The 14,631-nt window shown below is 60.7% G+C and carries 14 protein-coding genes; 7 read left to right on the forward strand and 7 right to left on the reverse strand.

Annotation, left to right across the window (positions count from 1 at the left end):
* The first annotated feature begins 4 nt into the window (after nt 1–4).
* Together OHL12_RS05555 and OHL12_RS05560 are read left to right on the forward strand one after the other, a co-directional pair.
* A complete protein-coding gene (locus OHL12_RS05555; RefSeq protein WP_263412831.1) occupies nt 5–850 on the forward strand; it encodes a hypothetical protein in 846 nt (281 codons plus the stop codon).
* Between the two features lie 59 nt (nt 851–909).
* On the forward strand, nt 910–2,064 hold the full coding sequence (locus OHL12_RS05560; RefSeq protein WP_263412832.1) for a hypothetical protein: 1,155 nt from the start codon (nt 910–912) through the stop codon (nt 2,062–2,064).
* 182 nt (nt 2,065–2,246) lie between these two features.
* Here the strand turns inward: OHL12_RS05560 and OHL12_RS05565 are convergent, their stop codons facing one another.
* Together OHL12_RS05565 and OHL12_RS05570 are read right to left on the reverse strand one after the other, a co-directional pair.
* A complete protein-coding gene (locus OHL12_RS05565; RefSeq protein ID WP_263412833.1) occupies nt 2,247–2,414 on the reverse strand; it encodes a hypothetical protein in 168 nt (55 codons plus the stop codon).
* A gap of 441 nt (nt 2,415–2,855) precedes the next feature.
* The gene (locus OHL12_RS05570) at nt 2,856–3,416 is read right to left on the reverse strand and encodes a hypothetical protein (protein ID WP_263412834.1); all 561 of its coding nucleotides are present in this window, start codon (nt 3,414–3,416) and stop codon (nt 2,856–2,858) included.
* A 269-nt stretch (nt 3,417–3,685) separates the two neighbouring features.
* Between OHL12_RS05570 and OHL12_RS05575 the strand changes: the two genes are divergently transcribed.
* From OHL12_RS05575 to OHL12_RS05585, 3 genes are all read left to right on the forward strand, one after another.
* Complete coding sequence (locus OHL12_RS05575) at nt 3,686–3,937, forward strand: hypothetical protein (RefSeq protein ID WP_263412835.1); 252 nt, start codon at nt 3,686–3,688, stop codon at nt 3,935–3,937.
* 120 nt (nt 3,938–4,057) lie between these two features.
* Nucleotides 4,058–5,593 (forward strand): exosortase E/protease, VPEID-CTERM system, encoded by a 1,536-nt coding sequence (gene xrtE, locus OHL12_RS05580; RefSeq protein ID WP_263412836.1) that lies wholly within the window; start codon nt 4,058–4,060, stop codon nt 5,591–5,593.
* 222 nt (nt 5,594–5,815) lie between these two features.
* Complete coding sequence (locus OHL12_RS05585; protein ID WP_263412837.1) at nt 5,816–6,502, forward strand: Crp/Fnr family transcriptional regulator; 687 nt, start codon at nt 5,816–5,818, stop codon at nt 6,500–6,502.
* A gap of 62 nt (nt 6,503–6,564) precedes the next feature.
* On the opposite strand, the gene OHL12_RS05590 is transcribed toward OHL12_RS05585, so the two are convergent.
* Nucleotides 6,565–7,614 carry a DUF2235 domain-containing protein gene (locus OHL12_RS05590; protein WP_263412838.1) on the reverse strand — a complete coding sequence of 350 codons (1,050 nt, stop codon included), beginning with the start codon at nt 7,612–7,614 and terminating at the stop codon, nt 6,565–6,567.
* 164 nt (nt 7,615–7,778) lie between these two features.
* The gene (locus tag OHL12_RS05595; protein WP_263412839.1) at nt 7,779–7,931 is read right to left on the reverse strand and encodes a hypothetical protein; all 153 of its coding nucleotides are present in this window, start codon (nt 7,929–7,931) and stop codon (nt 7,779–7,781) included.
* A 110-nt stretch (nt 7,932–8,041) separates the two neighbouring features.
* Between OHL12_RS05595 and OHL12_RS05600 the strand changes: the two genes are divergently transcribed.
* Both OHL12_RS05600 and OHL12_RS05605 read left to right on the forward strand, forming a co-directional pair.
* Complete coding sequence (locus OHL12_RS05600) at nt 8,042–8,716, forward strand: FKBP-type peptidyl-prolyl cis-trans isomerase (protein WP_263412840.1); 675 nt, start codon at nt 8,042–8,044, stop codon at nt 8,714–8,716.
* A gap of 4 nt (nt 8,717–8,720) precedes the next feature.
* Nucleotides 8,721–10,478, forward strand: a complete 1,758-nt coding sequence (locus OHL12_RS05605) for an ABC transporter ATP-binding protein (protein ID WP_263412841.1) — start codon at nt 8,721–8,723, stop codon at nt 10,476–10,478.
* A gap of 53 nt (nt 10,479–10,531) precedes the next feature.
* On the opposite strand, the gene OHL12_RS05610 is transcribed toward OHL12_RS05605, so the two are convergent.
* From OHL12_RS05610 to OHL12_RS05620, 3 genes are all read right to left on the reverse strand, one after another.
* Nucleotides 10,532–11,533: a VTT domain-containing protein gene (locus OHL12_RS05610; protein ID WP_263412842.1), complete on the reverse strand. Its 1,002-nt coding sequence runs from the start codon at nt 11,531–11,533 to the stop codon at nt 10,532–10,534.
* A gap of 118 nt (nt 11,534–11,651) precedes the next feature.
* Nucleotides 11,652–12,974 (reverse strand): HlyD family secretion protein, encoded by a 1,323-nt coding sequence (locus tag OHL12_RS05615; protein ID WP_263412843.1) that lies wholly within the window; start codon nt 12,972–12,974, stop codon nt 11,652–11,654.
* Between the two features lie 2 nt (nt 12,975–12,976).
* Nucleotides 12,977–14,539, reverse strand: coding sequence for a TolC family protein (locus OHL12_RS05620; RefSeq protein WP_263412844.1), 1,563 nt, complete (start codon nt 14,537–14,539; stop codon nt 12,977–12,979).
* Nucleotides 14,540–14,631 lie beyond the last annotated feature (92 nt).

Here is a 14,631-nt window from a genome sequence, read left to right on the forward strand (position 1 = left end):
GTCAATGAAGAACGAAGTCAAGAAGAAGAACCAAGTCAAGAATACGGGAGGGCTTCATGGGCCAGTTATTCCGAATGAAGACAAGACACTAAGCAGTTCGTACCCCGAAGCAAGCTTCAGAACCAAAGCACCTGCACAGGTAGTGCAGACCTCAAAGGACGCCTCCGAGCGTGATCTGCTTAAGATCCAGACTTGGATTTCTGGTGCTGCGGCTATTATCAGTTTGGGCGGGTTACTCCTATTGTACGGTAGCTTCTACGTCTCCAAACTTGCGGCTGACGCTGCTCGAGAACAATCTGAAACCGCTTCGCGGCAGTTATTCGTCGCTGAAAGACCATGGGTTTCCATTCAAGGGCAGGCCATCACTCCACTCACCTTTCCCGCTGAAGGACCTCGACTGACTCTGCTCTTCAAGCTGCATAATCACGGTCAGACCCCGGCGATAGCGACCTCCTTTATCGCAGAAATGCATTCACGAACGAACTTAACGGATGCCGTTCCGCAGGCTGACTCTGTATGTCACATGTTGATGGGAAACACAGAAGGGAACGGCTTAGGCCAAGAGACTGTCTTTCCGGGCGAAGATGTAACAACGAAGGAAGAATTTAGTCAGTCGTGGGCAGATGTAGGCGCGAGCAGCGTGAATAAATCATTACGGCTTTACATCGTTGGTTGTGCTGTCTACCGATCTACTGTAGGACCAAGTGAATGGCACTACACAGAGACGCTTTTCGATCTCAACAAACAAGCCGATGTTGGAGGCGCCAACACGGACATCAGTGCGGCGAAAGCAGTGGGTCCGAGTTCACTATTTCTAAACACAATGGCGTATCCACAAAAGGCTAACTGAGAAGACCAAGCAATCCTTAAAGAGGCTAAGGCAATCGGCCCCATGCTACCCTGACCCGCATGAGCAAGGTCTTTTTGGCGAACGGCAATGGAGCAGGCTTACAACTTGAGCGCATTCAGTGCCGCAACGAAACGACGGAGCTGCAGGAACGATTGCTGCACCAACCAGGCCTACTGGCAGGCGATCAGATCGATCCCCTCAGCCCTCGTAAATGGTTATTGATCCGCCGAGAGATGCCCGTGGTCAATCCAAGCACCGGCACTACAGACTTCTCGCTGGATTTCCTTTACTCCGATCAGGATGGGACACCGACTTTTGTGGAGGCTAAGCGCTGCAATGACCCACGCGCGCGCCGGGAGGTCATCGGCCAGATGCTTGAGTATGCCGCCAACGGAAAAGCCTACTGGTCCGCAGACGATATCAAGTGTGCTCTTCTCCACACGCACAAGGGGGAATTAGCGAATGCTCTCCGTGAGCTGGAACGGGGATTTGAGGACGACATTGATGGCTTCTGCACCAACTTCATATCCAAGGTTCGTTCCGGTAACATTCGCCTCATCTTCTTTCTGGAGCAAAGTTCGAACGAACTCCGCACTCTTGCGGAATATTTGAATGATCAATTCACGAATGTCGAAGTCATGGTTGTAGAGGCCAGGCAGTATTCTCTTCCCGATCCCAACGCGGGCACCGTCATCGTGCCTCGCGTGGTCGGCTTCTCAGAGGCTGTTCGCATCACCAAGGAAGCTGCTCGCGCAGACAAAGCTCAAACCACGATAGCGAGAGGCGAAGCTAATTTCTGGCAGAACATCGAAGGGGCGCTCACTGCCGAGCAAGTCGCAATCGTGCGCCACACCATTGCGGAGTTGAGCGGCATCCCTGACGCTCGTGTAACGTGGATCGTCAGCGCCGTTTTCCTCCTAGCCCGTACCCTGCCCAAGCGGGGCCTCTTCGGCATACGCAAGGACGGTTCGCTTGAGATCTATCTCGCCTACTGGCGGCCCGAGAACTATCCCGACATCACGGAAGCCCAAGCATCGATCAGGGATCGCTTCATCGACGGGATGCAACAGCTTGGCTTCAACAAAGTCAACCAGAACAGCGCATATCCGCTCCTCAAGCCCAACGATTGGCTGCACAAAGCAGATGTGATCGTCGCGCTTGTCCGGTCGCTTGAGACTCTTGAACAGGCCAGTGCTCCGGCAAGGAATGAATAAGCTGGGTGCCCCACACATCGCGTTCTTTGCGATGTGTGGGTTCGCAGCAGCCAATGCTCGCTCCCGCATACGGGCGTGAGGACGTGGTAACGTCCCGGCATGCCAATTGAACACGAACCTTGAGTTCCCAACACTTTCACACAGATCAACGGCCAGAAGATTGCCATCGTCGGCTATTCTCATTACCGCGCGGAGCGGGACGAAGATAGCCCCGACTTCACGAAGTGGGTCGTCCAGCGCGTCATCAGCGGCGAGCAAAAGGGCGACTCCTTCTTCGGTCCGGTCAGCAGGTACTTCGGTTCCGACAACAAGGCGGACTTCTGGTCCGGCGTCCTGTTCTTCAACTTCATCCCTGAGTGCATCGGCCTGACCACCAAAGGCTGGCGTCACTTCCCGCTGACCGACCAGGAGCGCGCGGGCGGTCGCTGCACGCCACTCCTGGCGGATCAGGCAACAACCGGCCGCGAAGACCCATCGTGGGGCGATTACACCTCCGGCGACCACCTCATCCGCGCCTGCGGCTTCCGGCACCCGCAGGGTGCTTCCCTCGTCCAGATGCAGCAGCAGATCGCTGCCTTCCTCAACGTGTAGATCTGAATCGCAAAGACTCGTCCGTTGCATCGCGACACGCAGAAGCGCATGCACCACAAAGTGTGCAAGCACTCACAACTCCAACCGCAGCAGGAACTTACGCCTAAGCTCCGTCGTTCGAAGAAGTTACACCAGCCTGAAATTGCAACCCATAGGAAATGAGGAACTTACCATTTCCCCAGGAGGGGGAAGGGTATCCCCTATTTCGCCCCGGTGACCGCCGGAGCCTCCCGCCGCACGAGGCGGTACAGGTGCCGAAAGGCAAAGGCGTCCTGAGATCCGGCAGAACGAGTCTCTTCCAGCACCTCCAGCAGATTGCGCCGGATCGTCATCATTTCGCGGATCTCGGCCGGCTTGCCCGAATCCGTGCCGCTGCCCGTCAGCGTCAGCGTTCCGCGCCCACCCTTCAGCGCGGAGTAGCCCGCGACATGGAACGTCTGCGCCGGTTTGCCGTTGTCGACCGCCGTGTACTGCTCACGCGCCGGATCGAAGGTGACGGCTTCGATCTCATCAACCGTCTTGTTCGGCCCGTCATCATAGACGTAGTGCCAGGTCTGCTTGCCCTCGCCGTCGCTCGTCACACTGAGCCACGTCGGCAGGTCGACGCGCTTCGTTGAGGTCGGCGGCTCACTGTAGTCGCGGTATTCCAGTACACCCACCCAGTCGCCGCGCAAGGCCGACTTCAGATCAGCCGCAACGGTGCTGCCGCTGCTCTGCCCTGCCGCGGACACGCCAACCAGCGCAGCCCGCACACCATCCACAGATCGTCCGCATAGCCCGAACATACCCGAGACACGCCGGCGGACGGGATAAAATCTTGCCGCAACATCTCGGTTCGGAACGGGTCAGAGCATCCATCCGTGAAGTGGAGCAGTTGCAAACCTTCTGGTCCAAGTTGGGCAGAGCCGCCCATTCTGGCACCATCAGGCAGCTTTTGTCCAAGCAAATTCGTCTTACCTCTTGCAAAGCCTGCGATATCACGTTAGCTTTGTAGTCAACCGTCGTTACTCTAAGTTTGGAGATCGTGCCCATGACGTTCCGCCGAATCCTCGCCTTGGCAGTGTGCGCCATTGCTGCCCCTCTCGCCTCCCGTGCACAGAGCTGCCCTCCGGGATACACCTTCACGTCCACCCCGACCGGCTTCACATGCACCCTGAACCCGCCGTCCGCGCCCGAAATTGGAGCTTCCTCCAGCATCGGTGGCGTTGCCGTTCTGCTGGGTGGCGCACTGATGCTCCGCGGCCGCAAGCGTAAGGTCGCAGTTGCTGAAGTAGCAGCGTAAGTTCCTCCGTCGGATACCAGTTTGGAGGCGCTGGCTCCCAATACCGCCTCCACCCGGCAACGGACGTACGCAACGATCGCCTGTTTTCTGACAGCGATTGTCGTTGAGAAGCTGACCTTATTGCATTTGCCCCCCGACTGGATGTTGGGCGCGGTGCAGCGATTTGGAGGAGCGCCAGCAGCCTTTGGCCTGGCGCTTCTGCTTTTTGGCTGGCGTCGGCTCGTGCGCTTCCGGTTGCCAGCGCATTTGAACCGTCCTGCTCTGCTCACCCACATCGGCCTGCTCGTACTAATGCTGGCACTTCGGCCCGTTTATGCCAGGGTCGCAGCCGCGCATAGCTTGGCGGACCCGCCGCTCTTCTGGCTGGCAACGCTCTGGACAGCGCTGATCCCGCTGCTCGTTCTAACGCTCCTTCTCGTTTTCGTTCCGTGGCACACCCTGCTGTCACTAGCCCGATCTCTCGGTTTAGCTTGGCTTTACGCGCTCGGCGTTACGCTTGCGATCTCGCTGCTGCGGATGATGGGAACGCTGGCGTGGACCACGTCGTCGGACGGGTTCGTCGGATGGGTGCAGCAGGCGTGCTTTGAACAGACCCGGGCTCTGCTGAGGCACTTCTACACCACCGTCGTGAGCAACCCGGAGAAGCACCTCCTCGGCACCGAACGGTTTCAAATCCAGGTTTCCTGGCTCTGTTCCGGCGTAGAAGGCCTGGTGCTGGTCGCCTTGCTCATCCCGCTCTGGGTCGTCTTCTTCCGGCGAGAACTAAATGTCCGCCGTGCCCAGCTCGTTGCTCCAGTGGCACTGCTGCTCACGTGGTTCGCAAACATTGTGCGACTCGCGATTCTGATTGCAATTGGAGATCATGGCCACCCGCTGCTGGCCGACATTGGATTCCATGCTCAGGCTGGTTGGGTCAGCCTGAATCTGATCACCCTGGGCTGCCTGCTTCTGGTTCAGCGACACCCGTGGTTCCGCCAAGACGGAGTTCCGGAGGCGGGCAGGCGGGTGTCGGAAGCCGTGAACTACCCCGTCGTTTACCTCCTTCCCTTCACTCTCATTCTTGGCACGTCCCTCATCACGCAAGCCCTGTCGGCAGGCTTTGAGGCCTTCTATGTCGTGCGGCTGGTGGTCGCGTTGGCGGCGCTCTGGATTCTGCGCTCGCACTACCTCCAGATGGACTGGAGGTTCAGCAGCCTCTCCATTTTGGCGGGGGTTGCGGTCGGAGTGATCTGGCTTGCAATCCGACTCAAGTTCAAGGTCGTCACACCTGGCGTTTTGATCACGACGAACGCCCTCACAGTCATGTCTCGACCGCTGCGGCTTGCGTGGATCGCGACGCGCGTTGCCGCAGCGACGATCACGGTACCGATAGCCGAGGAACTCGCGTTCCGCGGCTTTGCGGCCCGTCGTGTGATGCGAGTCGACTTCGAGCATCAGCCGTATCGTGGCATGAACTGGGTTTCATTGCTGGTCAGTTCCGTCGCATTTGGAGCGATGCACGGTCGCATGTGGCCGGCCGGTGCCGTCACCGGAGCGTTGTTTTGGTGGCTGGCCAAGAGCAAGAACCGGATCGGCGATGCAGTCGCAGCCCACGCGGTGGCGAACGCGCTGATTGCCGTCGTGGCGGTTCATCTGCACGACTACTCCTTGTGGTGACGGGAAGTCGACTTCGAGCAAGTTGCATTGAAGGCCCACCATCTCTTCGGAAGGGCTGTTCCCAAGACGCCTTCCTGCTGGTGGCAGCCCGCGTTGTGGTGCCCAGGAGCCAAAGCGCGGGGTTTCCCTAGCTCTCACAGGTGCTAGGGATCGGTATCGTCAAGCGCGTATGTACAGCCGAAATGTATGTCCGACTCCAATAAGCGCTGACTGGAACCGTCTGTGACTAACAACTGCCTCCTGGATGGATTACCCGAACCGGTGCGGGCTAACCTGCTCTCGCAAATGGAGACCATCCCTTTGCCGGTGCCGAGCAGCATCTTTGTCCCGGATCAAGAGCCGCGGTTTGTCCACTTTCTCACCTCGGGTTTGGCCTCGGTTGTCACGACGATGGAAGGCGGTGAAAGCGTTGAGGTCGGACTCACCGGACGGGAAGGTTTTCCGGAACGGGTGCACCTGCTGGGTCCACAGCGAGGGAATACACGGTGTTTTGTTCAGATGGCGGGCGAAGCTCTGCGCATGCAGTTCCGCGCTTTTCAGGAGTATTTCCTGACATGTCCGCCTCTGATGCACTCGGTACACCAATTCGTGCAACACGATTCGCTGGTGTTGGCACAGTTGAGCGCGTGCAATCGGCTGCACGAGGTAGAAGCGCGGCTAGCGCGATGGCTGCTGATGGCGCAGGATCGCGTTGCTTCAAGGGATCTGCCGCTCACCCAGGAGTTTCTGGGCCAGATGCTTGGAACCCGCAGGTCGACAGTGAATCTGGCGGCAGGCAGCCTGCAACGGGCGGGAGTCATTACATTCACGCGCGGACGCGTCCGCATTGAGGACCGGGAGGCACTGGAGGGCATGGCATGTGAGTGCTATCCGATCGTCGCGGAGTTGTTTCGGTCCCTGTACCGCTGAGTGTCAAGCGCTGCGGACTGCAACTGCGCAAGCATCTTGAGCATTGCTTCTAAACGCCCAACCTAGAGCTCCGACTCAGGAATTACTTGGACGGTCGGATAGCGATCCAATGGAAGGTTGAGCGAAGGCGGGCGATAAGAAGGCAATCGCTGGTATCGCAACAGCGTAGTGTTCGACAACGCTGCGCATGCAGGCACGGTTCGGTGAACAGGCAAGCCCCACGGGATCAGCGACCAGGCATCATGCATGGGGCCAAGCGGCTGGAACGGCATGGGTGCATAGCACTGCTGTACCAGAGCTTCGTCGAACGTGAGTCCACATTCCTCTGCCTTGTCGATCATCCAGCGGAGCGTGATGTTCGCCAGTTGAGGTTCTTTTTCTCCGCCGCCCACGTCGGTGTGAACGCCTGGAAACCAGATCTGTGTCACTTGCCCGTCGTTTTCTCGAGGACTGCCGTCAGGGTTCGTCCAGAGCGTGGGCTGGAAGGCTGCACGTCGCTCATCGATGGAAGCCGCATGGAATGCAGACCGCACGCATGGGCTCAGCGTGGTATCGAGGAAGCCATACTTCAGTGCGTCAAACGTGCCGAACAGGTGACCGGGAATGCCGAGCGCTCCTACGGTGTCCCAAACGCCGACCATCCGAATCTCCGCATCCTGCAGACCGTAGGCGGACTGGAGTTGCTCCTTCAGAAGCGCTCGTTGTGCAGTATCCCGGGTGCGATAGGCTGCAAACACACGAGGAACAGTTTGGTTATCGAAGCTTCGGGTGGGAACACCAAAGTGGGCGATCATGCCCGCCAAGCTGCGTGCGACGTACGCGCCGCGACTGAAGCCGAACAGATAAATGGAATCACCGGGGTCCCATACGTTGGAAAGGAATGCGTAGCCGTCCTGGACCTTCTGGAACAGGCCCTCACCCAAGGCGCCGCCGAACAGGTGCTCGGCCAGGTTTCCGTTCGTGCCCACACCGCTGTCGTAGTAGCGCAGCTGCGACGCGTCTTCGGTCAGCGACAGGTAGAACCGCCGGACGTTGGTGTCCGCTGTCATGAGCGACGGGCCGTGCGAGGTGTTCCACGTTCCGTCGGCGCAGAAGATGATCCGTTTGCTCATCGGGCGGCTCCTGTTGGCGCGTTACGCCGGAGCCATTGTGCCCGCGCGCTGGTAGGCCGTCAAACAAAAAGAGACGCCGCGTTGAGTGCTGCCAGGCAGCGCTACTCACACGAGGGCGTCTCAGGGATCTCGCTGGTGCGTTGTAAAGCTGGCGCTTCCAGCCGCTAGTTCGTGGGGTTGTAGTGCGCCAGGATGTAGACGAACACGCAGCCGAACGCAATGACGATTGCGCCCCAGTTGCGGTCAAGAAACGAATTGAACCCGTGCGCGTGCTCGTGTGCGCCTTCGGGATCGTGACCGGGTTGATGCTCGCTCATGTGTGTCTCCTGTTCAGGTACAGCTTCCCTTCCAATGTACCTGATGCTTTTGCCTCGATATGAGCCGGAGGGCTCTGCCGGAACATCTACACTTTCGGTAGGAGAATCTGATGCGCTTCGTTTCCACCGTGGCCCTGTGTTCGGCCGCCCTTGCAGTGAGCCTGACCGCCGTATCAATGCAGGCACAAACGGCGTCAACCGCCCATCGCGCCTATTCGAGCGCAGCGGCGCACCGGTCCACCAGCGCGAAGGCGACCGCGCCGGAAGAAGGACTAGCCGCGGTAGGAAGCATGCCCGCCGTAACGGGCCCGGTAAAAACGCTGTACGCGTTGCGCTACGTTGACCTGAAGATCGGCACCGGCGAGCCGGCCGAAACGCGCAAGTTCTACACCGTGCACTACACGGGCTGGACCACGAGCGGAGAGAAGTTCGATTCGTCGTTCGACCACGACGGCAAGGAGCCGATCGTATTTCCAGTGGGGGCGCGGCAGGTCATCGTCGGCTGGGATACGGGATTCGAAGGCATGCGGGTGGGTGGCAAGCGGCGCCTGATCGTGCCCTACCAGTTGGCCTACGGTGAGCGCGGACGTCCTCCGATCGCTCCCAAGGCAGACCTGATCTTTGACGTCGAACTTCTCGCCCAGAGCGATACGCCACCGCAGCAGCAGGCTCCACCCGCGGCGCCGCCGGCACCCAAGAATCCGACGCAGCCGCAAACGCAGCCGCAGCCCGGTAGCAATCCCGCAACCGACCCGGCAAACAAGCCGGCGGCGAAACCCGAGTAAGCCTGTGACCCTGGGCAAGTTGCAGCCACTGGCACCCTACCTGCGCCGGTACCAGAAGTCGTTCTGGCAGGGCGCGCTCGCCGTGTTGCTGTACAACCTGTCAAAGATCGCGATCCCGCTGATCATCGGCCATGCCGTGGATGACATGCAGCACCACGGCCCGGCCGGTATCGTTCTGCGATCGGTCTGGGCCCTGCTGGGCGTGGCGGCGGTTGCGGCAGTTTGCCTGTATGCATCGCGCTGGATCCTGATCGGCGCGTCTCGCGAGATCGAGTTCGACCTGCGCAACGACCTGTTCCGCAACCTGGAGCGACAGTCGTTGAGCTATTACCACTCGCAGCGCACCGGTGACATCATGGCGCGCATGACCAACGACTTGAACGCCGTTCGCCAACTGCTGGGGCCGGCGATCATGTACTCCGCGAATACAGTGGTCTACACCGCAGCGGCCATTCCGCTGATGCTTCGCATCTCGCCGCGGCTGACGCTGTGGGCGTTTCTGCCGCTACCGGTTGCGAGCGTCCTGGTGCAGTACGTTGGGCGCCGCATCCATACGCGCTTCGAGCGTATCCAGGCGATGTTCTCCGACATCAGCGCAAAGGCGCAGGAGAACTTCTCCGGTGCGCGCCTGGTGCGCGCCTTTGCGCAAGAGTCGTCAGAGATCGAGCACTTTGAAGAGGCCAACCGCGAGTACATCCGCCGTTCCCTGCTGCTGGTACGCCTGATGGCAATGTTGTGGCCAACGCTCGAGTTTGTGCTTGGTATTGCCATTGTGGTCACGCTGTTCGTGGGTGGTCGCGAGGTGGCGCTGCACAGCATCACGCCGGGCCAGTTCACCAGCTACATGGTTTTCATGGTGCAGTTGACGTTTCCGATGATCGCGCTCGGGTACGTGGTGAATCTGTTTCAGCGTGGCACTGCATCGGTAGTTCGGATTGACGAGTTGCTGCGCCAGCAGCCGGCGATCAAGGACGAGAGCGGACGCGCCGCCGGTGAGACTCCGCTGGTGCCGCGCGGTGCAATCGAGTTCCGCAACCTGAGCTTCAGCTATGGCGCGGGCGGCGATGTGTTGCGCGACGTCTCGCTGACTATCCCGGCAGGATCAAGCCTGGCGATCCTGGGACCGACCGGCGCGGGCAAGACCACGCTGGTCAACCTCATTCCCCGGCTGCTGGATGCGCCGGCGGGACAGGTGCTGATCGATGGCCTGCCGATTCGGGAATGGCCGCTCGAAGACCTGCGCCGCGCCATCGGATTTGTGCCGCAGGAGACATTCCTGTTCTCTTCGACGATTCGCGAAAACATTGCGTTCGGGGTCGCTTCGGCGATGGAAGAAGAGATTTTGGCTGCCGCAGAAACAGCGCAGATCGCTCGCGAGATCCAGGAGTTCCCCAACGGCTTCGACACGGTAGTTGGGGAGCGTGGAATTACGCTCTCAGGCGGGCAGAAGCAGCGGACCGCCATCGCGCGTGCGCTGTTGCGGCAGCCCCGCATCCTGATCCTGGACGATGCCCTGGCGTCGGTCGATACGCTGACCGAGGAGCGCATTCTGCAGGGCTTGCGCTCCGCTATGCAGGACCGGACGACGATTTTGATCGCGCACCGTGTTTCCACCGCACGCACCGCAGACCGTATCGCGGTACTGGGGAACGGTCGCATCGCGGAGTACGGAACCCACGACGAACTGCTGGCGCGTGGTGGCTTCTACGCGGACCTGTACGCAAAGCAGCAGCTTGAGGAAGAGATCGCCGTCAGCAGCTAGAGCGCAGAATGCGTCAGGAGGTACGCGTATCCGCCACGGATTAGCGCTCGCGCTCACGCTGAAACGACTTCAGCGAGCGCGGGAATGGCGTTCAACTTCGCATCACGATCGTACCGCTCAAGATCGTATCCAGCATCGCGCCAGCCTTCGTAACCGCCCTTCAGCGGACGCACCCGATGCACGCCAATCTTCTGCAGGCGCTTGGCAAGGGCCGCGCTGGTCTCCTCGTTCGGGCAGGTGCAGTACAGGATCACGTCGCGGTCGCGCGGGATGAGGTCTGCATTCTTCTCCAGCTCGGCCGGCGGAATATGAACGGCGCCCGGAATCACGCGACCGTCGGGCAGGAACTCCAGCGGGTGGCGCAGGTCCACGATGAATGGGGGAAGCACATCATCCGCAGCGGCAGCCTCTGTGAGCTCGTGAAGCTCCTCGGCCGTGATACGCGCTTCGCGCAGTTCCTGCAGGAACGCGCGCTGTCTCCAGAACCGGTACAGCACGATAGCCAGAACAGCCAAGCCGAAGAGCAGGACCCCATGCTGCACAAAGAAATGCAGCGCAGGACGAGAGCGCTTTGCGATATCGCCCATAAAGCGACCACCGAAGACGTAAGCCGATGACCAGATCAGCGAGCCCGCAAGATCGTAGGCCAGAAAGCGGGAGAAAGGCATGCCGCTCTGCCCCGCAATCGGCGGCGCCACCGCGGACAGGCCAGGCACAAACTTCGCAAAGAGAAGCGTGACACCGCCGTGGCGGCCGAAATAGCCTTCCGTCTTCTTGACGCAAGTTCCGGCTTCAAGCGAGAGCCTGCAGATGAGCCGCACGACGCGGCCGCCGTAGCGCACGCCGGCAAAGTACCACACGGAATCCGCGATCGCGCAGGCCAGCAACACCGAAGCCATCACCGGGACGGCATGCAACTTGTGGGCCGCGGTGAGTGACCCCGCGGTCAGCAACAGGGGCACGGAAGGCACAGGCACACCCAGCTGCTCCACCAGCACCCAGAGAAAGAGGATGCCGTATGCGTAATGGAGGAAGAAATCGAGTGCGATCGGCATAGGGGGAGACCTGCTGTAAGGATGACACCACCGGGCGGCGCGATGCGAAAGTTCTTGCCGGAGAAAGACAGAAGGCCCGCCGGAGCGGGCCTTCTGTCTTTGTTTTCTGTGAGTGCGCTTACTTCACGTGGACTTCCGGATCGACCGAGTAGCCGGCGCGCAGCAGTTGATCGTTGTTCTCACCCTGGTCCAGGTTGATGCGGACCGGGATACGCTGCACAACCTTCACGTAGTTGCCGGTCGCGTTTTCCGGCGGGAAGAGCGAGAGCCGGGATCCAGTCGCGCCGCCAATCTGAGCAACGGTACCGTGGTACTCGCGGCCACCCAGGGCGTCCACCTTGATGTCGACCTTCTGCCCAACCTTCATGTGCTGCAACTGCGTTTCCTTGTAGTTCGCAGTGATCCACAGGTTGGTCAGCGGCACGATGGTCAGCAGGTTCTGGCCGACGCTGACGTTGCCACCCACCGCAACGGACTTGCGGTTGATGATGCCCGTAGTCGGAGCCACGATGCGGCAGTAGCTAAGGTTCAGGCGAGCCTGGTCCACACGCGCCTGCTGCTGCTGAATGTCAGCATTCGCGGCGTTGGCGCGGGCCTGCTGCGCCTGAATCTGCTGCGGCTGAGTCACCTGGGCCTGGCGTGCTGTGGCACGCGAGGCATCAAGCCGGGCCTGCGCCTGGCGAACTGCAGCCTGCTGGGCTATCACGTTCTGCTGCGCTTCCAGCAGCGAAGCGTTGGTAGCTGCGGCAGAAGCTACTGCCTGATCGAATTGCTGCTTGCTGATCACGTCCTTGGCGACCAGCGGCGTGTAGCGATCCACGTCCAGCTGCGCCTTCAGCGCATTTGCCTTTGCCTCGTCCACACGGGCCTGCGCCGCTGCGACCTGCTTGTTCGCCTGCGCCACACCGGCTTCACCAGTGGCAACGTCCTGCCCGCTGGTCGCAACCGTGGTACGCGTCTGCACGCCGATGATGGGCACGTTCACGTTGGCCTGCACGTAGCTGGCCTTGGCGTTTGCAAGCTGGGCTTCGGCCTGCTCCAGCGCGACCTGGTAGTCGCGCGGATCGATCTCCGCGATCACGTCGCCCTGGTTCACCTTCTGGTTGTCCGTCACGTAAACCTTGGTGACCTGGCCTGCTACACGGGCGGATACCTGGTAGAGGTCGCCATCCACCTGGGCATCGTCAGTGCCCTCAGTAAAGGTGGAGCGGTAGTAGAAGAAGCCTGCAATCAGCACCAGCAGCAGCACGACCGCAACGATGATGAAGGTGCGGCGAGCCTTTCCGGCGGGATTCTCCGGCTTGGCCGCCGGTGCCTGGGCATTGGCCGCGGGCGCCGCCTGGGCCTGCGTTCCACCGCCCGAGACGGAAGTTTCTCCGCCGCCCGGCAGATTCGCTTGGCGATTCTGTTGTTCGCTGTAGTTCGGATCGTTCTCTGCCACGATCAATGTCCTCCGGCTGAAAGAGCGTTCTTGTAGTTAGTTCCGGCGGTGCCGGTGGCGCGCGCCAGCGAAAGTTTCGCCAGATTGTGCTGGTACAGCGCGCTGATGTACTGATCGTTGGCCTGTTGCGTTTGTGCCTGCGCTTCGGAAACGGCCAGATTGTCCGTGACACCAGCACGGAACCGCTGCTGCGCCTCAGATAGTGCCTCGTTGGCCAGATCCACGTTGGACCGGGCTGTCTGCACAAGCTGGCGTGCCGCTTCGATGTCGAGCAGTGCGTCGCGAACGTCCTGGTTCACCTGCTGCACCTGGTCGCTGTAGCGTGCACGCTGCTGCTGCAGCGCGGCGTCGGCGACCTGTTTGTCGCCGCGAGTCTTGGCAATCTGCAGGATGGGCGCCTGCACTTCGCCGGTGGCCGTATAGGTATCGTGCAGGTTGTTGAAGCGCGTACCGAGGCCGCCGAAGTCGCCAGTGAAGTCCACGCTGGGATACTGCTCGGCGACGGCGGCTTTCCTGGTCAGCTCGGCACCTTTCACGTTCTCTGCCATGCCCTGCAGGTCTTTGCGCGTAGCGAGAGCCTGCGCAAACGCCTGCTCCGGGGTCACCGCGTCAGCTTCGCGATATGGGACGTCGTCGGTAAGCCGGAACCGCTGCTCTGTCGGCAGGCCGATGGCGCGGGCTAGGGCGAGCTTGTCCTTCTCCAAACCGTTGCGCGCCTGCACCAATTGCTGCTGCGCGTTCTGGTAGTCCACCTGGGCACGCAGAACGTCGAGCCGCGGGCTGGTGCCTGCTTCGTGCGCGGCCGTGGCCTGATCGAGCGAGACCTTGGTCTGCGCCAGAACGGCTTCTTCCGCCGTGATGCGTGCCGCATCCGCGATGCACAGCAGGTAGGCGTTGCCCACCGTCAGCACGACCATGTTGCGCGCGTCTTCCGCGGAAAGCTTCGCCCCGGTGAAGTTGTGCTTCGACGCGAGATAGCGATCGATGGACTGGACATTCAGCAGGTTCTGCTGCAGGTAGACACGAAAATCGATCGTTTGGAACGGCCCGATGACGGGATTGAAGCCCGGAAAGTTTAGGCCGTAGGCAGCCAGGTTGATCTGCTGCACGGTGTAGTTCGCGTGGCCTGTCGCCGTGGGTAGCAGATCCTGCAACTGCTGCAGACGGGTACCGCCGGCGCTTTGCACTGCGCTGGAATTCAGGATGACGCCAAGGTTGTTCCGCAGACCGCGTGCAATCGCATCGTCCAGCGAAAGATCCAGGATGCCCGCCGTTGCGGTTCCCTGCACGATGGATCCCTTGTAGTCGTTAGCGGTCGCTGCCTGGCCGCCTGTTTGCGCGTTGCTCGCGCCATTGAGTCCGTTCAAGGTCTGCTGCGCGGCCTGTACGGTGGCTGGTCCGGATGCCTGCTGGCCGCCGGCGGAGGATCCCTGACTGGTTCCATTCCCGCTTTGCCCCTGGGTCTGAGACCGAGCCGGCAGAGCCAGGGCGGCTACTATCGCCAGCGCAACCGTCGCTCGTCCCAGGGCCCGGCAACAGCCGCTTGCTTCTGTTGCGTTGTGCATACACCTCTGCCCGTCCGAGATTGGCGCAGCAACATGCGAGGCTTCCGGGGCGGATCGCAGTGTCATGCGCTTTCGAATATCTGATGCACACC

The organism is Terriglobus aquaticus (genome assembly GCF_025685415.1).
Classification (GTDB): Bacteria; Acidobacteriota; Terriglobia; order Terriglobales; family Acidobacteriaceae; genus Terriglobus; species Terriglobus aquaticus.